Annotated in this window: 19 protein-coding genes; 17 read left to right on the forward strand and 2 right to left on the reverse strand. The window is 53.2% G+C overall.

From position 1 onward, the window contains the following. Positions 1-25: 25 nt before the first annotated feature. The 5 genes from JTI98_RS02100 (at position 26) to JTI98_RS02120 (ending at position 5,230) form a co-directional block, all read left to right on the forward strand. Positions 26-970: a carbohydrate ABC transporter permease gene (locus tag JTI98_RS02100; protein WP_216081881.1), complete on the forward strand. Its 945-nt coding sequence runs from the start codon at positions 26-28 to the stop codon at positions 968-970. 10 nt (positions 971-980) lie between these two features. Continuing rightward, entirely contained in the window at positions 981-1,805 is an 825-nt protein-coding gene (locus JTI98_RS02105; protein ID WP_080343276.1) for a carbohydrate ABC transporter permease, read from the forward strand. Positions 1,806-1,816: 11 nt separating this feature from the next. Next, entirely contained in the window at positions 1,817-2,929 is a 1,113-nt protein-coding gene (locus tag JTI98_RS02110) for an ABC transporter ATP-binding protein (protein ID WP_046401902.1), read from the forward strand. A 105-nt stretch (positions 2,930-3,034) separates the two neighbouring features. Next, positions 3,035-4,291 carry a Gfo/Idh/MocA family protein gene (locus tag JTI98_RS02115; protein ID WP_044326962.1) on the forward strand — a complete coding sequence of 419 codons (1,257 nt, stop codon included), beginning with the start codon at positions 3,035-3,037 and terminating at the stop codon, positions 4,289-4,291. Between the two features lie 18 nt (positions 4,292-4,309). After that, the gene (locus JTI98_RS02120) at positions 4,310-5,230 is read left to right on the forward strand and encodes an ROK family protein (RefSeq protein ID WP_042998252.1); all 921 of its coding nucleotides are present in this window, start codon (positions 4,310-4,312) and stop codon (positions 5,228-5,230) included. 39 nt (positions 5,231-5,269) lie between these two features. Here JTI98_RS02120 and agaR read toward each other — a convergent pair whose 3' ends face one another. Together agaR and JTI98_RS02130 are read right to left on the reverse strand one after the other, a co-directional pair. Further along, positions 5,270-6,040, reverse strand: coding sequence for a transcriptional repressor AgaR (gene agaR / locus JTI98_RS02125; RefSeq protein WP_042998253.1), 771 nt, complete (start codon positions 6,038-6,040; stop codon positions 5,270-5,272). A gap of 310 nt (positions 6,041-6,350) precedes the next feature. Further along, a complete protein-coding gene (locus JTI98_RS02130) occupies positions 6,351-7,166 on the reverse strand; it encodes a DeoR family transcriptional regulator (RefSeq protein WP_125339396.1) in 816 nt (271 codons plus the stop codon). Between the two features lie 221 nt (positions 7,167-7,387). Between JTI98_RS02130 and kbaZ the strand changes: the two genes are divergently transcribed. The 12 genes from kbaZ to JTI98_RS02190 form a co-directional block, all read left to right on the forward strand. Beyond that, positions 7,388-8,713 carry a tagatose-bisphosphate aldolase subunit KbaZ gene (kbaZ, locus tag JTI98_RS02135; protein ID WP_216081882.1) on the forward strand — a complete coding sequence of 442 codons (1,326 nt, stop codon included), beginning with the start codon at positions 7,388-7,390 and terminating at the stop codon, positions 8,711-8,713. A 19-nt stretch (positions 8,714-8,732) separates the two neighbouring features. Next, positions 8,733-9,206 carry a PTS N-acetylgalactosamine transporter subunit IIB gene (gene agaV, locus JTI98_RS02140; protein ID WP_042998255.1) on the forward strand — a complete coding sequence of 158 codons (474 nt, stop codon included), beginning with the start codon at positions 8,733-8,735 and terminating at the stop codon, positions 9,204-9,206. Positions 9,207-9,216: 10 nt separating this feature from the next. Beyond that, positions 9,217-9,996, forward strand: coding sequence for a PTS N-acetylgalactosamine transporter subunit IIC (gene agaW / locus JTI98_RS02145; RefSeq protein ID WP_042998256.1), 780 nt, complete (start codon positions 9,217-9,219; stop codon positions 9,994-9,996). Further along, on the forward strand, positions 9,986-10,864 hold the full coding sequence (gene agaE, locus JTI98_RS02150) for a PTS N-acetylgalactosamine transporter subunit IID (RefSeq protein WP_044267503.1): 879 nt from the start codon (positions 9,986-9,988) through the stop codon (positions 10,862-10,864). Before agaW ends, agaE begins: the two co-directional genes overlap by 11 nt. 16 nt (positions 10,865-10,880) lie before the next feature. Beyond that, positions 10,881-11,315 (forward strand): PTS galactosamine/N-acetylgalactosamine transporter subunit IIA, encoded by a 435-nt coding sequence (agaF, locus tag JTI98_RS02155; RefSeq protein WP_042325173.1) that lies wholly within the window; start codon positions 10,881-10,883, stop codon positions 11,313-11,315. Beyond that, entirely contained in the window at positions 11,312-12,445 is a 1,134-nt protein-coding gene (nagA, locus tag JTI98_RS02160; RefSeq protein ID WP_216081883.1) for an N-acetylglucosamine-6-phosphate deacetylase, read from the forward strand. Before agaF ends, nagA begins: the two co-directional genes overlap by 4 nt. 295 nt (positions 12,446-12,740) lie before the next feature. Then, a complete protein-coding gene (locus JTI98_RS02165) occupies positions 12,741-13,895 on the forward strand; it encodes an AgaS family sugar isomerase (protein ID WP_058587532.1) in 1,155 nt (384 codons plus the stop codon). A gap of 12 nt (positions 13,896-13,907) precedes the next feature. Next, on the forward strand, positions 13,908-14,783 hold the full coding sequence (gene kbaY / locus JTI98_RS02170) for a tagatose-bisphosphate aldolase subunit KbaY (protein WP_044267500.1): 876 nt from the start codon (positions 13,908-13,910) through the stop codon (positions 14,781-14,783). A 188-nt stretch (positions 14,784-14,971) separates the two neighbouring features. Next, complete coding sequence (gene agaB / locus JTI98_RS02175; protein WP_042998261.1) at positions 14,972-15,448, forward strand: PTS galactosamine transporter subunit IIB; 477 nt, start codon at positions 14,972-14,974, stop codon at positions 15,446-15,448. A gap of 54 nt (positions 15,449-15,502) precedes the next feature. Next, a complete protein-coding gene (gene agaC / locus JTI98_RS02180; protein ID WP_054176904.1) occupies positions 15,503-16,309 on the forward strand; it encodes a PTS galactosamine transporter subunit IIC in 807 nt (268 codons plus the stop codon). Next, the gene (gene agaD / locus JTI98_RS02185; RefSeq protein ID WP_042998263.1) at positions 16,299-17,090 is read left to right on the forward strand and encodes a PTS galactosamine transporter subunit IID; all 792 of its coding nucleotides are present in this window, start codon (positions 16,299-16,301) and stop codon (positions 17,088-17,090) included. Before agaC ends, agaD begins: the two co-directional genes overlap by 11 nt. Positions 17,091-17,143: 53 nt before the next feature. Then, positions 17,144-17,743 (forward strand): galactosamine-6-phosphate isomerase (locus JTI98_RS02190; protein ID WP_216081884.1); only part of this gene is annotated, 600 nt, incomplete at its 3' end.

Below are 17,743 nucleotides of genomic sequence, written 5' to 3' on the forward strand. Positions count from 1 at the left end.
GTAAAGTGAGCATCCCGGAGTCTGTATGAGCTATTCAGATGAAGCGGCATCCCCGCCGTTATCGGCCAGGGAACCCAATAAAAATTCCCTGACCCGACTGGAAAAAGAAGGACGTTTCTGGGGGTGGATAATGATTCTGCCGCTGTTGGCAGGATTAGTTATTTTTTACTTTACGCCGTTCTTCCAGAACGTATTTTACAGTTTTACCGATCTGGGCGAGTTTCAGATCTGGACGACAATCAGTCTGGATAATTACATTAATTTATTCAGCGATGATGAATTCCGTTCGGCGATAGTGAATACGCTGGCCTATGTTTTTATTTGTGTGCCGGTGATCACGGTCCTGTCTTTACTGCTGGCGATTGGTTTAAACCAGGCGATTCGCGGTCAGTGGCTGTTCCGTACGCTGTTATTTCTTCCGGCCGTTACGATGCCTGCCGCCATTGCGATGGTCTGGCAGTGGTTGATGAACCGTAATTTCGGTTTACTCAATCAGATCCTGGCTTATTTCGATATTCCCGCCATTGGTTGGTTATCCGATCCGGATATTGTCCGTCTGAGCGCCTCACTGGTTATTATCTGGTCGGCTATCGCTCTGAAGATGATCATTCTGCTCGCCGGCTTGCAGGGGATCCCGAAGCAGATTTATGAAGCCATGTCTCTGGATGGCATCAGTAAACTGCGCGGCTTCTGGTCAATTACCCTGCCGCTAATGATCCCGACGCTGTTCTTCGTTCTGGTGATCTCGTTTATCGAAACGCTGCAAATATTCGATGTGGTGTATCTGCTGTTTGGCAGTTCTTCCATGGTGGACGATCAGACCATGACCATCGCTTATCTCTTTTATAAATACGCCTTTATCTACCATGAAAAAGGGTACGCCTCCGCGATTGCCGTGGTGATTTTCGTTATCACGATGGTACTGACCCTGCTGCAGATATGGATAGGCAAACGGCTTAAAGCACAGTAAGGCAACCACTATGTTCATGACAAAACGTGAAAAATGGCTGATTTATGGCCTGATGATCCTGGCGACGCTGGTCACGGTGGTTCCCTTTCTCTGGATGATCATCACCTCGTTTAAAACCCAGGCGGAAAGTATTGCCTTTCCGCCGATCCTGCTGCCCGCCAATCCGGGGTTTCAGGCGTACGATAAAATCTTGCATGAGATGCCGTTTGGTAGCTTTTATTTTAACTCGATCGTTTCCACGCTGGTTATCGTCATCTTACAGACGCTGATTGCCGCGATGGCGGCGTATGGTTTCTCCCGCCTGCGTTTTAAAGGGCGCGATCTCCTCTTTATGCTCTGCATTTCGATTCTGATGGTTCCCGGACAGATCTTTTTGATCCCGCAGTTTTTAACGATCGAGAAAATAGGTCTGCTGAACTCCATTCCAGGCCTGGTGCTGCCGGGATTATTCAGTATTTATAGCGCCTTTTTATTGCGCCAGTTTTTTCTTTCCGTACCGAAAGAGCTGGAAGAAGCGGCCATTATGGATGGTTATAACCATTTAACGATTTTTTTCAAAATCATGCTGCCGCTGATTAAACCGGGACTTATCGCCTGCGTCATTATTAACGGGTTGTGGAGCTGGAATAACTTAATGTGGCCGCTCATCGTCAATACCTCAATGGACAAAATGACGCTGCCGGTGGGTCTGGCCTCGCTCTCAGGTCGCGCCGGGGTGGAGTATCCCATGCTCATGGCGGGAGCGTTGCTCGCGATTATCCCCATGTTGTTACTTTATATCTTCTTCCAGCGCTATTTCATTCGTGGCATCGCCGGTGCCGGAATTAAAGGATAAGGGGCATTATTATGTCAGGCATTCAATTACAGTCAGTAGGCAAAATCTATCCGAATGGCTTTCAGGCGATTCATGGCGTTGACCTTGAAATTCACGATGGCGAATTTATGGTTTTTGTCGGGCCATCCGGCTGCGCCAAATCAACGTTACTGCGCATGATCGCCGGTCTGGAAGAGATTACTCATGGTCATATTTCCATTGGCGAACGGTGCGTTAACGACTTGCTGCCAAAAGAACGTGGCGTGGCGATGGTTTTTCAAAACTACGCCCTCTATCCCCACATGACGATCTACAAAAATATGGCCTTCAGCCTGCAGGGCAAAATGGACAAGCAGGAGATAGATGTTCGTGTGCGGGAAGCCGCGCGCAAACTGGAAATCGAAACGCTACTCGACAAAAAACCGGGTCAACTTTCAGGGGGTCAGTGCCAGCGCGTTGCCGTCGGCAGAGCCATTGTGCGTAAGCCTGAGGTGTTTTTGTTTGATGAGCCGTTGTCCAATCTCGACGCCAAACTGCGCGTGTCAATGCGCGTGCGCCTGACGGAACTTCACCGCCAACTGCGTCACGAAGGCGTGAACGCGACAATGGTGTATGTCACACACGATCAGATTGAAGCGATGACCATGGGTGACCGCATTTGCGTGCTCAACGGTGGACGGATCATGCAGGTCGACACGCCGGGCAATATCTACCATCAGCCAAAGAATAAATTCGTGGCGGGTTTCATTGGTAACCCGGCAATGAATATCCATCTTCTGGCGCTCGACCCGCACACGCACGGACTGCGTCTGAATGACGCGCTGACCTTGCCCTTAACCGCACGACTGATCTCCCAACTGACGGATTATCCGCACGACAGCGTCTGGTTTGGCATTCGTCCGGAGGCGATTCAGTTGGCGCAGCACAACGATCCTGCGGCTTTCGACGCCCGGATCACCAACGTGGAAAGAATGGGCAATGAAGATCTCCTGCATTTCAATATCGGTGCACAGCAAATGATCCTGCGAGTCAATTCGTCACCGGAATGGAGTCCGCTGCCCGGCGAATCGATCAGGGTGAAATTCAATCTTGAAGCCGCCTTTTTATTCGATAAGCAGAATGAAGAAAATTTAGCCAGTGCCTGAAACCGCGAACGTCATCATCAGGTGCAAGCAATTCCAGTTTGTTTTTTTAATGCCCCGCCGCGCAGAACAACGCGAACGCAGGCAAGGGCAAAATGAGAGGCTTATATGTGTGCAAAGAAAGTGACCGTGTTAGTGGTGGGCGCAGGGGCGCGCGGCGAAATCTATTCTCGCTACGCGCTTGAGCATCCGGACCGCATGCAGGTGGTCGGCGTGGCGGAACCCAGAGAGGCGTATCGCCAACAGTTTGTCGCTCAGCATCAAATTGAGCAGGAAAACATCTTTCGCGACTGGAAAGAGGCGGCGGCCCGCCCACGAATGGCAGATGTCGTACTGATTTGTACTCAGGATACGATGCACAAAGAGCCTGCCGTCGCGTTTGCCGAGCTCGGCTATCATATTCTGCTGGAAAAACCGATCGCTCCCACGCCGGAAGAGTGCCGCACCATCATCGCTGCGGTGAAGCGCAACAACGTCTTATTGGGTGTCGCCCACGTTCTGCGCTACACCCGCTATACGCAAAAACTCAAGTCCCTGCTCGTCAGCGGGGTGATTGGCGATATCGTCAGCATGCAGCATCTTGAGCCGGTGGGTTACTGGCACCAGGCGCACTCTTTCGTTCGCGGCAACTGGCGTAACGAAGCGGAATCGTCGTTTATGCTGTTACAGAAATCCTGCCACGATATGGACTGGATCCGCTACATCATGGGCGATCGCTGTCAGGCTGTGACCTCATTTGGCAACCTGAGTCATTTCGTAAAGGAGAACCAGCCGGAGGGTGCCGCCGACCGTTGCCTGGATTGCCAGGTTGAGGCGAGCTGCCCCTGGTCAGCCTGCAAAATTTATCTCGGCGAGGATCACAAATGCACGCCACATTTCCGTCGCGTGCTGACGGCAGATCCCACCGAGGAAAATGTCCGTCAGGCGCTGCGCGAAGGTCCGTATGGCCGCTGCGTTTATCGCTGTGATAACGACGTAGTGGATCATCAGGTGGTCAACTTGCGTTTCGCGCATCAGCAAACCGTGACGTTCACCATGACCGCCTTTACCCGTATGGAAGATCGAAAGACGCGTCTTTTCGGTACGAAAGGCTATCTCGAGGGCGATGGCGAGCAGATCCGGGTGTTTGATTTTCTGACGGACAGCGAGACGCTCTACACGATCGACGAGATCGCCGCAGGCACGCAGACCCAAATGGGAGGCCACGGCGGCGGGGATTACTATCTGATGGATCGCTTTATTCACGCCGTGATGGCGGGCGATCAAAGTATGATTCTCTCCGGCCCGGATGAATCGCTGGAAAGTCACTTAATGGTCTTTGCCGCAGAGCGCGCTCGCAAGGAAAACTGTCTGGTTACACTGTGAAATTCGAGGAGATGTGGCATGTTTTACGGTGTTGATATTGGCGGCACAAAAACTGAAATTGTCGCCTTTGATAAGGAAATGCAGGTTTGCTGGCGCAAGCGCGTAGCCACGCCGGTTCAGGATTACGAACTCTTTCTCTCGACCTTTACCTCGCTCATCGATACCGCAGACTGGGCTACGGGAATGCAGGGCAAAATCGGCATTGGCATGCCTGGATTGATGGACAGACATACCGGAAAGCTGCTGTCGTCGAACGTCCCCTGTCTGACCGGACGGCAGGTGATGGACGATCTGGCGCACCGACTCAACCGCTCGGTGGCCCTGGACAATGACTGCTGCTGCTTCGCGCTGTCGGAGGCGCATACCCAGCAGGCCCGTCAGTTCTCGCGAATCTTTGGCGCCATTATTGGCACCGGCATGGGCGGAGGACTGGTGATCGACGGGCAGCTCTATCGTGGGCGCAACCGGATGGCCAGCGAGTTTGGGCATTTACCGCTGCCCGCCACCTTTATGCGCCGTTATAACCTGCCGGAGATCACGTGCGGCTGCGGCTTACAGGGCTGTCTGGAGCGCTACCAGTCCGGCCCCGGTTTACTCTGGCTGCACAAGCATTTTAGCGGGGAACAGCTCAAAATGGAGACGCTGCTGGAAAATTACCGTCATGGCAACGCCAGCGCCGTCGCCACGGTTGAGGCGTGGATTGATATGCTGGGCTGTACGCTGGCGCAGTTGCAGCTCATTCTGGATGTCGACGCCTTTGTTCTGGGCGGCGGCGTCTCTAACATTGAGGAAATTTACACCTTACTGCCCGGCGCCATGTCGCGCTATCTCTTCCCGGGGCTCGCCCCCGCGAATGTCTTCCCGGCCGTGCATGGCGCATCCAGCGGTGTACGCGGTGCCGCCCTGCTGCTGGTCGAACAGGATGCACTGATGCACTAAGCGATCGCCGGCAAAATGCGCTTTTGCCGGCGTTCTCTCTTATTCATCCACGATAACGACATCCACCCCCATCTGGCTGAGCGCCTGATGATAATGCTCCGGAATACCACTGTCGGTAATCACCCGGTCAATACCGCTGATTTCACTGATCATGCAAAAACTTTTGCGGCCAAACTTGCTGGAATCCGCGACGACCGTAACCTCCTGCGCCACCTGACACATCACCTGGTTAAGGTGCGCTTCCCCTGGATGCGGCGTGGTGATCCCGGCTTCCAGACAAAATCCATCAACGCCCAAAAAGAGCTTATCAAACCGATACTGTCTGAGCTGATGTTCCGCTGAAGGACCATACAGCGAGTAAACGCTTTGCCTGACATTTCCCCCTAATATCATGACATCCACCCGTTCAAAATTGGCGAGTTCCCAGGCAATGTTCAGCGCATTGGTCATCACCACCAGATCGCGACGACTTTTAAGCAACGGAGGAATAAGCGTGGTGGTCGAGCCAGAATCGAGAATCAACGTGTCGCCATCTTTGACAAAACTGGCCGCTTTTTCGGCAATCCGCGATTTCACATCGCGGTTCAGCCGGTCTTTATCCTGTAAGGGGCGATCGAGGGCAAAGTGTTGATTTAATACAGCGCCGCCATAAGAACGCATGACGCAGCCTTTCTGCTCGAGATAACGTAAGTCATTGCGGATAGTGACGCTTGAGACGCCGAAATGCACGCTCAGGGGTTCGACACGAACACTACCTTGATCGCATAACAGATCGATGATTTGCTCGCGACGTCTTAAGTTATCCAGCATTGCTTTTGCTCCATTGCATATTGTTATGTTTTAGCGATTTATCGCTTTCGTTTTCTTTTTAATATATTAAATCAGAAGACTTAAGGCGAATTTGTGAACGCGTCCGCAGCGCGGATTTTGGCAAAAAAGCCTGTTTTTCTTTCGTTTTATCTAAACCGAAAATGAAAAATGCGAAAGATCGAAAAGCGTGCAGGACAGGTGAGCGGGAGAAGGAGACGAAAAATCAGTGAAAAAACGAAAGCGGGTTCGGCAAAAACCCGCTGACATTTTTCTTTTTGCTTAATTGAAGGACATCACATTTTTGTGATTTTCACGACGCCGCCTGGACGATAATGACCTCAACGCCATTGCGATGAAACTCCTTCAGGCTCTCTTCCGGGATGCCTTCATCGACGATGATGGTGTGAATACGCTGGGTATCAATAATTTTATGCAGGCTCGAGCGGTTAAATTTACTGGAGTCAGTGACCACGATAATCCGTTCCGCCACTTCACACATCCGGCGATTCAGCCGGGCTTCGTCTTCATTATGAGTACTGACGCCCCGCTCTAAATCAATGGCGTCGACGCCCAGAAACAGCATATCGAAGTGATAATTCTGCAACGACTGCTCGGCCTGGTCGCCATAAAACGACTGCGACTGACGACGCAGATGACCACCGGTCATTAACAATTCCACGCCGTCTGCTTCCAGTAAGGCATTAGCGACGTTCATCCCATTGGTCATTGCAATCACATCGCTATGCTGACGCATCAGGCGCGCAATCTCATAGGTCGTGGTACCGGAGTCCAGGATCACGCGGTGACCCGGTTTGATCAACTCCACGGCCGCTTTGGCGATACTGCGTTTCACTGCCGTGTTCAGTGAGCTTTTATCTTCGACGGAAGGCTCCGCACCTGGCGTATTACTGTCGCAAATCAATGCGCCGCCATAGGCGCGAACGGCGATCCCCTGCTTTTCCAGGAACGCCAGATCGTTGCGGATCGTCACCGTGGAAACGCCAAACAATCCCGAAAGATCGTTCACCTGTACGCTTCCTTGCTGCCGCAACCGCTGGATAATTTGCTCACGCCTTTCGCTGGTGCCTGACACCCGCTTGTCTCCAGAAGCATCGGTATTGCTCATAAGAAATCCTTTGGCTAATTCTTTCGTTTCATTTCGTTTCGCCTATTAACGCCTTTCTTTTATCGGAATGCAAGCCGAAAAAAGCCGACCTGAGGGGCGAAAAACCCCGCTGAATGCTTTCATTATGTTTCTTTTGTGAAACAGATCGGAAAACTATTATCTTTCGTTTTATTTTTATAAGACCATGATGCAGTATCAAGTGAAACAAAACGAAAGATCACATGTCGCAGTTATCTGACCTGGAGAGGAAAGTGAAACATCTGACTGATATGGTGGAACAGCATAAACGCGGTAAGGCAAACGGAATTTACGCCGTTTGTTCCGCGCATCCGTTGGTGCTGGAATCCGCAATACGTTACGCACAGGCAAATCACTCGCCGCTGCTGATTGAAGCAACCTCAAATCAGGTTGACCAGTTTGGCGGTTACACGGGCATGACCCCAGCCGATTTTCGCCATTTTGTCTGCCAATTGGCCGACTCACTTAATTTCCCTCAGGAGCAACTGATTCTGGGGGGCGACCACCTCGGCCCTAACCGTTGGCAAAACCTGGCCGCAGAACCGGCAATGACCAATGCCGACGAACTGATCAGAAGCTATGTCGCCGCCGGATTCAAAAAAATCCACCTTGATTGCAGCATGTCCTGCCAGGGCGATCCCGTGCCATTGACCGATGCCATCGTCGCGGAACGTGCCGCGCGTCTGGCGAAGATTGCCGAAGAGACCTGCATTGCTCATTTTGGCGAGTCTGATCTGGTTTATGTGATTGGCACTGAAGTGCCGGTACCGGGCGGAGCCCATGAGACGCTCACCGAACTGGCTGTCACCACGCCTGAGGCCGCACGAGCGACACTGGAAGCCCATCGTCACGCCTTTGAAAAGCAGGGACTCAATGCCATCTGGCCCCGTATCATCGCGCTGGTGGTACAACCCGGCGTTGAGTTCGACCATACTCACATCATTGATTATCAACCGCAGAAAGCCGTCGCGTTAAGCAAAATGGTGGAAGCGTATGACACGCTGGTCTTTGAGGCGCACTCCACGGATTACCAGACGCCGCAGTCGCTGCGCCAGTTAGTGAAAGATCACTTTGCCATCCTGAAAGTCGGCCCGGCCCTGACCTTCGCCCTGCGCGAAGCGCTGTTCTCGCTGGCCGCCATTGAGGAAGAGTTACTCCCGGCAAAAGCCTGTTCCGACCTGCGTCATGTCCTTGAAAGCGTCATGCTCGATCGTCCGGAATACTGGCAGAGCCACTACCACGGCGATGGCAATACCCGCCGCCTGGCGCGCGGCTACAGCTATTCCGATCGTGTGCGTTACTACTGGCCAGACAGCCAGATTGATGAGGCGTTTGCACGGCTGGTGCGCAATCTGGCGGATGAGCCGATTCCCCTGCCGCTCATTAGCCAGTATTTACCTTTGCAGTACGTGAAAGTGCGCGAGGGAGATCTCAATGCCACACCGCGAGAACTCATCATCAACCATATTCAGGACATACTGCAGCAGTACCATGCCGCCTGCCAGGGCGTAACGTCCCAAAACGGATAACAAAAAAGAGGAACACGCTATGCCAAATATTGTACTCAGCCGTATCGACGAAAGACTCATTCATGGTCAGGTCGGGGTGCAGTGGGTCGGATTTGCGGGGGCAAATCTGGTCCTGGTCGCCAACGATGAGGTGGCAGAAGACACTGTGCAACAGAACCTGATGGAGATGGTGCTGGCAGAAGGGATCGCCGTGCGCTTCTGGTCGCTGCAAAAAGTGATCGACAACATTCACCGCGCCGCCGACCGGCAGAAGATTTTGCTGGTCTGTAAATCCCCCACCGATTTCCTCAAACTGGTCGAAGGTGGGGTGCCTGTTACACGCATCAACGTCGGCAATATGCACTACGCCAATGGCAAACAGCAGATTGCCAAAACGGTCTCTGTCGACTCGACCGATATTGCGGCGTTTAACGGCCTGAAAGCCGCCGGGGTGGAATGCTTTGTTCAGGGCGTTCCGACAGAACCTGCGCAGGATCTCTTTAAACTCATCTGAGGCCTTCACCATGGAAATTAGTCTGTTACAGGCTTTTGCATTAGGTATCCTCGCCTTTATTGCCGGCCTGGATATGTTCAACGGATTAACACACATGCACCGCCCGGTGGTGCTTGGGCCGCTGGTCGGCCTGATTCTGGGCGATCTGCATACCGGTATTTTAACCGGCGGTACGCTGGAACTGGTGTGGATGGGACTCGCACCACTGGCAGGCGCGCAACCGCCAAACGTCATTATCGGCACTATCGTGGGTACGACGTTCGCCATTACAACTGGGGTGAAACCGGATGTCGCCGTGGGCGTCGCCGTGCCGTTTGCCGTGGCGGTGCAGATGGGGATTACGTTTCTGTTCTCCGTGATGTCCGGGGTGATGTCCCGCTGCGATCGCATGGCGGCGAATGCCGACACCGCAGGTATTGAACGGGTCAACTATCTGGCGTTACTGGCACTGGGGATTTTCTATTTTCTGTGTGCGTTTCTGCCGATTTACTTCGGTGCAGAGCACGCGAAAACGGCCATTGATGTTCTGCCGGAACGGCTGATTGACGGTCTCGGCGTCGCAGGCGGCATCATGCCAGCCATCGGCTTTGCCGTACTGCTGAAAATCATGATGAAAAACGTCTATATCCCTTACTTTATCATCGGCTTCGTGGGAGCCGCATGGCTCAAACTGCCGGTACTGGCGATCGCCGCTGCGGCACTGGCCATGGCGCTGATCGACCTGCTGCGTAAATCTCCAGAACCGACGCAATCTGCGGCCCAGAAAGAGGAATTCGAAGATGGCATCTAATCAACAAACGCTTCCGACTGTTTCCGACAGCGACGAAACGCTACTTTCCGGCGTAAACGAAAACATCTATGAAGATCAGAGTATTGGCGCAGAGCTGACCAAAAAAGATATCAACCGGGTGGCCTGGCGTTCCATGCTGTTGCAGGCGTCGTTTAACTACGAACGTATGCAGGCTTCCGGGTGGCTGTACGGGCTGCTGCCTGCGCTGAAAAAGATCCACACCAATAAACGCGATCTGGCGCGCGCCATGAAAGGCCACATGGGTTTCTTCAATACCCACCCCTTCCTGGTGACGTTTGTCATTGGCATCATTCTGGCGATGGAGCGCTCAAAACAGGACGTTAACAGCATTCAGAGCACCAAAATTGCCGTTGGCGCGCCGCTTGGCGGGATTGGCGATGCGATGTTCTGGCTGACGCTGTTGCCTATTTGCGGCGGCATTGGGGCCAGTCTGGCCTTGCAAGGTTCCATCCTCGGCGCAGTGGTCTTTATTGTGTTATTTAACGTGGTGCATCTGGGTCTGCGTTTTGGCCTGGCGCACTATGCTTATCGTATGGGGGTCGCCGCCATTCCGCTCATCAAGGCCAATACGAAGAAAGTGGGCCACGCGGCATCTATCGTCGGGATGACGGTCATTGGCGCACTCGTGGCGACCTATGTGCGTCTGAATACCACGCTCGAAATCAAGGCGGGTGATGCGGTCGTTAAGCTCCAGGCAGACGTGATCGACAAACTGATGCCCGCTTTTTTACCGCTGGTCTATACCCTGACGATGTTCTGGTTAGTCCGTCGCGGCTGGAGTCCGCTGCGCCTCATCGGTATCACCGTGGTACTGGGCGTCGTCGGCAAGTTCTGTCACTTCCTGTAAAGCAAAGAGGTCTTCGATGTTAGGTATTATTTTGACGGGGCACGGTGGGTTTGCCAGCGGTATGGAAAAAGCGATGAAACAGATCCTCGGCGAGCAGTCGCAGTTTATCGCCATCGACTTTCCGGAAACCTCCACCACTGCGCTGCTCACCTCGCAGCTTGAGCAGGCGATTGAACAACTGGACGGCGAGGAAGATATCGTTTTCCTGACCGACCTGCTCGGCGGCACGCCGTTTCGCGTCGCCTCTACGCTGGCGATGCTGAAACCAGGCCGGGAAGTGATCACTGGCACCAACCTGCAATTGCTGCTGGAGATGGTGTTGGATCGCGAAGGACTCAGCAGCGAAGCATTTCGTGTGCAGGCGCTGGAGTGCGGGCATCGCGGCCTGACCAGCCTGGTCGATGAGCTGGGGCGTTGTCGCGAGGAGCACCCCATCGAGGAAGGAATATGACGCAGGTTTTGCGTGCCAGACGCCTGCTCACCGAGCAGGGCTGGCTGGACGATCATCAGTTGCGCGTTGAAGAAGGCATCATCACGGCCATCGAGCCGATTGCTGCGGGCATCACCGTGCGCGACGCCGAGCTACTGTGTCCCGCCTATATCGACACCCACGTCCACGGTGGCGCGGGGGTCGATGTGATGGACGATGAACCGGACGCACTCGACAAGCTGGCGATGCACAAAGCGCGTGAAGGCGTTGCCAGTTGGCTCCCCACCACCGTCACCGCGCCGCTGAAGACGATTCACCGCGCGCTGGAGCGTATCGCTCAACGCTGTTATTCCGGCGGGCCTGGCGCCCAGGTGCTCGGAAGTTATCTGGAAGGGCCCTACTTCACGCCGCAGAATAAAGGTGCCCATCCCCCGGAGCTGTTTCGCGAGCTGGACCTCACGGAACTTGATGAACTGGTCGCCATTTCACGACAGACCCTTCGGGTGGTGGCGCTGGCACCGGAAAAAACGGGCGCCTTGCAGGCGATTCACCATCTCAGGCAGCAGGGTATACGGGTGATGCTGGGGCATAGCGCGGCAAGTTGGGCGCAAACCCAGGCCGCCTTTGACGCAGGCGCGAGTGGACTTGTGCACTGCTACAACGGTATGACCGGACTCCATCACCGTGAACCAGGAATGGTTGGCGCAGGACTCACCGATCCACGCGCGTGGCTGGAGCTCATCGCCGACGGGCACCACGTCCATCCGGCCGCCATGAAGCTCTGTTGCTGCTGTGCCAAAGAGAGGCTGGTGCTGATCACCGATGCGATGCAGGCCGCCGGTATGCCCGACGGAAACTACACGCTGTGCGGTGAAAAGGTCGACATGCATGGCGGAATCGTGCGAACCGCATCGGGTAGCCTGGCAGGCAGTACGTTGTCGGTAGATGCGGCAGTGCGCAATATGGTTGAACTGACAGGAATCGCCCCTGAGGAGGCGATCCATATGGCCTCGCTCCATCCAGCGCAACTGCTGGGGATCGACAGCCACTTAGGATCGTTAGCCGTGGGCAAACGTGCCAACATGATCGCTCTCAATGGCGGACTGCATTTACAACAGATCTGGATTCAGGGTCAGCGCCTCCCCCTTTGACCCTTTTTTTCTCCCTGGCCTTCGATCATGAATCGTAAGGCCTTTCTTTTCCTTTCGCTTAAGAAAACCCTCACCTCAGAACCTTCAGAGAGAATTATTACAGATCAATAAGATAAAAACGCTCTCCGTACAATCGATCACAATTTTCGTTTTATTTCATTTCGCATCATTGAACTTTCGATTTCTTTCCTATAGATTTTAATCAATCGATCATGTGAACAAGTGAAACGAAACGAAAGATGGCGACATTTTGCCAGCGTCTGATGTGGAATTCACAAGACTAAGGACTTACGTTATGCCAGAAACCTATACCCCTGCAGCGGCAACCACCGGAACCTGGACTGAAGAAGAGATCCGCCAGCAGCCTGCCAGTTGGATCCGATCGCTGACGAACATTGACGCGATACGTACCACGATCGACAACTTTCTTGCGCCACTACTGCGTAAAGACGATCTGCGGATCGTGCTGACCGGGGCAGGTACCTCGGCATTCATTGGCGAGATCATCTCTCCCTGGCTTGCCAGCCACACGGGGCAAAACATCAGTGCCGTACCGACCACCGATCTGGTCACCAATCCGATGGATTATCTGAATCCGGCGCATCCGCTGCTGCTGGTCTCGTTTGCCCGTTCCGGCAACAGCCCGGAAAGCGTCGCCGCAGTGGAACTGGCAAACCAGTTCGTCCCTGAGTGCTATCACCTTTCGATCACCTGCAATGAAGCGGGCAGCCTGTACCAGAACGCGGTGGCAAGCGATAACGCTTTTGCTCTGCTGATGCCGGCAGAAACACACGATCGCGGTTTTGCGATGACCAGCAGTATTACTACCATGATGGCCAGTTGTCTGGCGGTGTTCGCACCAAAACTCATCAACAGCCAGACCTTCCGCGACGTCGCGGATCGCTGCCAGACGATCCTGTCCTCATTGGGTGATTTCAGCCACGGTGTGTTTGGCAATGAAAGCTGGAAACGGATCGTCTACCTCGGCAGCGGCGGATTGCAAGGTGCCGCGCGTGAATCGGCCCTGAAAGTGCTGGAACTGACCGCTGGTAAGCTGGCGGCATTTTACGATTCTCCAACCGGCTTCCGTCATGGACCGAAATCACTGGTGGATAACGAAACGCTAATCGTGGTGTATATCTCCAGCCACCCTTACACCCGGCAGTACGATCTCGATCTGCTGGCAGAGCTGCGTCGCGATGATCAGGCCATGCGCGTTGTTGCCATTGCAGCCGAAAGCGATTCCATTATCGAAGCCGGCCCGCACATTTTGCTGCCGTCTGCACGTCATTTCATCGATACCGAACTGGCATTCTGCTACCTGATGTATGCCCAGGTCTTTGCGCTCACCCAGTCCATTGCGGTCGGTAATACGCCGGATACCCCTTCACGCAGCGGTACGGTCAACCGCGTGGTGCAGGGCGTCGTTATTCACCCGTGGCAAGCTTAAGAGGATCCGATCATGAGTATCATTTCCACGAAGTATCTCTTGCAGGATGCCCAGGCAAAAGGCTACGCCGTACCGGCCTTCAACATCCATAATGCCGAGACGATCCAGGCGATCCTCGAAGTGTGTAGCGAAATGCAATCACCGGTGATCCTCGCCGGTACGCCTGGTACCTTTAAACATATCGCGCTGGAAGAGCTTTACGCGCTGTGCACTGCCTACTCGACCACCTACGGTATGCCGCTGGCGCTGCATCTCGATCATCATGAATCGCTGGACGACATTCGCCATAAAGTGAACGCGGGAGTGCGCAGCGCCATGATCGACGGTAGCCATTTCCCGTTTGAAGAAAACGTGAAGCTGGTGAAATCGGTGGTGGATTTCTGCCACGCCCGCGATTGTAGCGTCGAAGCGGAGCTGGGGCGACTGGGTGGCGTCGAAGATGACATGAGCGTGGACGCAGAAAGCGCCTTTCTGACCGATCCGCAGGAGGCCAAACGCTTTGTTGAGCTGACCGGCGTCGACAGCCTTGCCGTCGCCATCGGTACCGCGCACGGCCTGTACACCAAAAAGCCGAAAATCGATTTCCAGCGTCTGGCTGAAATTCGTGAAGTGGTGGATATTCCGCTGGTGCTACATGGCGCGAGCGATGTGCCTGACGAGTACGTGCGCCGCACGATAGAACTGGGCGTCTGTAAGGTTAACGTCGCCACTGAACTGAAAATTGCCTTTGCCGATGCCGTGAAAGCGTGGTTTGCCGACAACCCACAGGGCAACGATCCGCGCTACTACATGCGCGTCGGTATGGATGCAATGAAAGAAGTCGTGAGAAGTAAAATCAATGTCTGTGGATCGGCCAATAAACTTTTAGTCGACCACGAGTTATCGTAAGCGAGTCGGCATTATCATCACTACACAAAAGCGCTATCTGATTAATATCAGGTAGCGCTTTCTGGCCAAATAGCGGAGGAGAATAACGAGATTACATCACGCTGAATTAATTAATGAATGCGATACGGTAAGAATAATATATTTCAACAAGCTCAGTCATTCAATTATTTTATGGTGAGGATTTAAGTATGAGCAGTCCAAATATCCTGTTAACGCGTATTGATAACCGACTGGTGCATGGTCAGGTGGGTGTCACCTGGACATCAACAATCGGTGCCAATCTGTTGGTCGTCGTGGATGATGATGTCGCTCAGGATGAGATTCAGCAGAAATTAATGAGCATCACCGCAGAAACCTACGGTTTCGGTATCCGCTTCTTCTCTATAGAAAAAACTATCAATGTCATCGGTAAAGCTGCGCCGCATCAGAAGATTTTCCTGATTTGCCGCACCCCGCAAACGGTCAGAAAGCTGCTTGAAGGCGGTATCACACTCAACGACGTGAATGTCGGCAATATGCACTTCTCAGAAGGCAAAAAGCAGATCAGCAGTAAAGTTTATGTCAATGAGCAGGACCTTAATGATCTGCAGTTCATTAAGAAACATGGCGTAAACATTTTTATTCAGGATGTCCCTGGCGATCAAAAAGAAGCGATCCCGGAGTAAATAACAAGCCAACGTTTTCATAGTAAAGGGACTTATTTATATGAGGTGTTTACAATGAATGAAATAACGCTTTTACAAGGGATATCCCTCGCGGCATTAGTCTTCTTTCTGGGAATCGATTTTTGGCTGGAAGCCTTGTTTTTATTCAGACCAATTATTGTCTGTACGCTCACTGGTGCCATTCTTGGCGACATTCATATTGGTTTGATCACCGGCGGTCTGACCGAACTGGCTTTTGCTGGTTTGACGCCCGCCGGCGGCGTACAACCGCCAAACCCCATCATGGCAGGATTGATGACGACGGTGATCGCCTGGTCTACCGGCGTGGATGCCAAAACCGCCATCGGCCTTGGCCTGCCGTTCAGCTTGCTGATGCAATATGTGATTCTGTTCTTCTATTCCGCTTTTTCCCTGTTTATGTCCAGAGCCGATAACTGCGCAAAAGAAGCCAACACCCGCGCATTTGCCCGTCTGAACTGGCTAACGACGCTGATTGTCGCCTGCTCTTACGCGATTATCGCGTTTCTGTGTACCTATCTGGCGCAGGGCGCCATGCAGGCGCTGGTGAAAGCCATGCCCGCCTGGCTTACTCATGGTTTTGAAGTCGCGGGCGGTATTCTGCCTGCCGTTGGTTTTGGTCTGCTGCTGCGCGTGATGTTCAAAGCACAGTACATTCCTTATCTGATCGCCGGCTTCCTTTTTGTCTGCTACATCCAGGTCAACAACCTTCTCCCGGTCGCTGTCCTCGGCGCGGGCTTCGCCGTGTACGAGTTTTTCAATGCCAAAGCTAAACAGCAGGCGCAACCCCAGCCTGCCGCCCATAAAAATGATGATGAAGAGGATTACAGCAATGGGATCTGAAATCAGTAAAAAAGACATTACCCGTCTTGGCTTCCGCTCTTCGCTTCTGCAGGCGAGCTTTAACTATGAAAGGATGCAGGCGGGCGGCTTTACCTGGGCGATGCTGCCGATTCTGAAAAAAATCTATAAAGATGATAAGCCGGGACTGAGTGCGGCCATGAAAGATCATCTGGAATTTATCAATACCCACCCGAACCTCGTCGGTTTCCTGATGGGGCTGCTTATCTCAATGGAAGAGAAAGGAGAAAACCGCGACACCATTAAAGGCCTGAAAGTGGCGCTGTTTGGCCCGATTGCCGGGATTGGTGATGCCATTTTCTGGTTCACTTTGCTGCCGATCATGGCGGGGATCTGCTCCTCTTTCGCCAGCCAGGGCAATTTGCTGGGGCCAATTCTGTTCTTCGCCGTTTATCTGATGATCTTTTTCCTGCGCGTCGGCTGGACTCACGTCGGCTATTCGGTTGGGGTAAAAGCCATTGATAAGGTGAGGGAAAACTCGCAGATGATCGCCCGCTCGGCAACCATCCTCGGGATCACGGTGATTGGCGGTCTGATCGCGTCTTACGTCCATATTAATGTCGTGACCTCTTTTGCCATCGACAGCACGCACAATGTGGCACTACAAAAGGACTTCTTTGATAAGGTCTTCCCGAACATTTTACCCATGGGCTACACGCTGTTGATGTACTACCTGCTGCGGGTGAAAAAAGCACATCCGGTATTGCTAATCGGTGTCACCTTCGTGCTTTCTATCGTCTCTTCCGCACTCGGCATTTTGTAAACTGAACGGGGCGCGACAGTACGTGCGCCCCTCGTCAAAAGGATGACTGACCAATGCAATGCATACAGTACTGCGACCACTACGATGCGCTCAGCGATCGCGCCAGCGAACGGTTGATTCAGGTTATACAGGACAAACCTGACGCGACGATTTGCCTGGCGACCGGTGCCACACCTGAACTGACCTATCGTTTCTTTGTCGAGAAAATACAAAAGAATCACGTTGATATCCGAAACGTGACCTTCGTGAAGCTCGATGAATGGGTGGGGATTCCCTTACATACACCGGGTACCTGTGAATCGTTCCTGCAACAGCACATCGTGCAACCGCTTGGCCTGCGCCCGGAACAGTTGATCGGCTTTCAGTCGGAAAATATCGATGAGAAAGAGTGCGAACGCGTGACGGATTTGATTGCCCATCGGGGTGGCCTTGATTTATGCGTACTGGGTATCGGCAAAAATGGTCATCTGGGGCTGAACGAGCCGGGAACCGCGCTGGAGCCGTGTTGCCATATTAGCAGGCTTGATGACCAAACGCGCCATCACGACATGCTGAAAACGGCAGGTCGTCCGGTGACACACGGTATCACGCTGGGACTGAAGGAGATCCTCAATGCAAAAGAAATTTTGCTGCTGATTGCCGGGGATGGCAAG

Origin of the sequence: Citrobacter sp. MGH 55 (assembly GCF_016906145.1) — a bacterium.
Classification (GTDB): domain Bacteria; phylum Pseudomonadota; class Gammaproteobacteria; order Enterobacterales; family Enterobacteriaceae; genus Citrobacter_A; species Citrobacter_A amalonaticus.

Coding starts and splice junctions, on each gene's coding strand:
- agaF (WP_042325173.1), top strand. CDS start 10,881: ATGTTAGGTATTATTTTGACGGGGCACGGTGGGTTTGCCAGCGGTATG.
- JTI98_RS02120 (WP_042998252.1), top strand. CDS start 4,310: ATGTTTTACGGTGTTGATATTGGCGGCACAAAAACTGAAATTGTCGCC.
- agaR (WP_042998253.1), bottom strand. CDS start 6,040: ATGCTGGATAACTTAAGACGTCGCGAGCAAATCATCGATCTGTTATGC.
- agaC (WP_054176904.1), top strand. CDS start 15,503: ATGAATGAAATAACGCTTTTACAAGGGATATCCCTCGCGGCATTAGTC.
- JTI98_RS02115 (WP_044326962.1), top strand. CDS start 3,035: ATGTGTGCAAAGAAAGTGACCGTGTTAGTGGTGGGCGCAGGGGCGCGC.
- agaD (WP_042998263.1), top strand. CDS start 16,299: ATGGGATCTGAAATCAGTAAAAAAGACATTACCCGTCTTGGCTTCCGC.
- agaE (WP_044267503.1), top strand. CDS start 9,986: ATGGCATCTAATCAACAAACGCTTCCGACTGTTTCCGACAGCGACGAA.
- JTI98_RS02110 (WP_046401902.1), top strand. CDS start 1,817: ATGTCAGGCATTCAATTACAGTCAGTAGGCAAAATCTATCCGAATGGC.
- JTI98_RS02105 (WP_080343276.1), top strand. CDS start 981: ATGTTCATGACAAAACGTGAAAAATGGCTGATTTATGGCCTGATGATC.
- agaB (WP_042998261.1), top strand. CDS start 14,972: ATGAGCAGTCCAAATATCCTGTTAACGCGTATTGATAACCGACTGGTG.
- agaW (WP_042998256.1), top strand. CDS start 9,217: ATGGAAATTAGTCTGTTACAGGCTTTTGCATTAGGTATCCTCGCCTTT.
- JTI98_RS02130 (WP_125339396.1), bottom strand. CDS start 7,166: ATGAGCAATACCGATGCTTCTGGAGACAAGCGGGTGTCAGGCACCAGC.
- nagA (WP_216081883.1), top strand. CDS start 11,312: ATGACGCAGGTTTTGCGTGCCAGACGCCTGCTCACCGAGCAGGGCTGG.
- kbaY (WP_044267500.1), top strand. CDS start 13,908: ATGAGTATCATTTCCACGAAGTATCTCTTGCAGGATGCCCAGGCAAAA.
- JTI98_RS02165 (WP_058587532.1), top strand. CDS start 12,741: ATGCCAGAAACCTATACCCCTGCAGCGGCAACCACCGGAACCTGGACT.
- JTI98_RS02100 (WP_216081881.1), top strand. CDS start 26: ATGAGCTATTCAGATGAAGCGGCATCCCCGCCGTTATCGGCCAGGGAA.
- agaV (WP_042998255.1), top strand. CDS start 8,733: ATGCCAAATATTGTACTCAGCCGTATCGACGAAAGACTCATTCATGGT.
- kbaZ (WP_216081882.1), top strand. CDS start 7,388: ATGTCGCAGTTATCTGACCTGGAGAGGAAAGTGAAACATCTGACTGAT.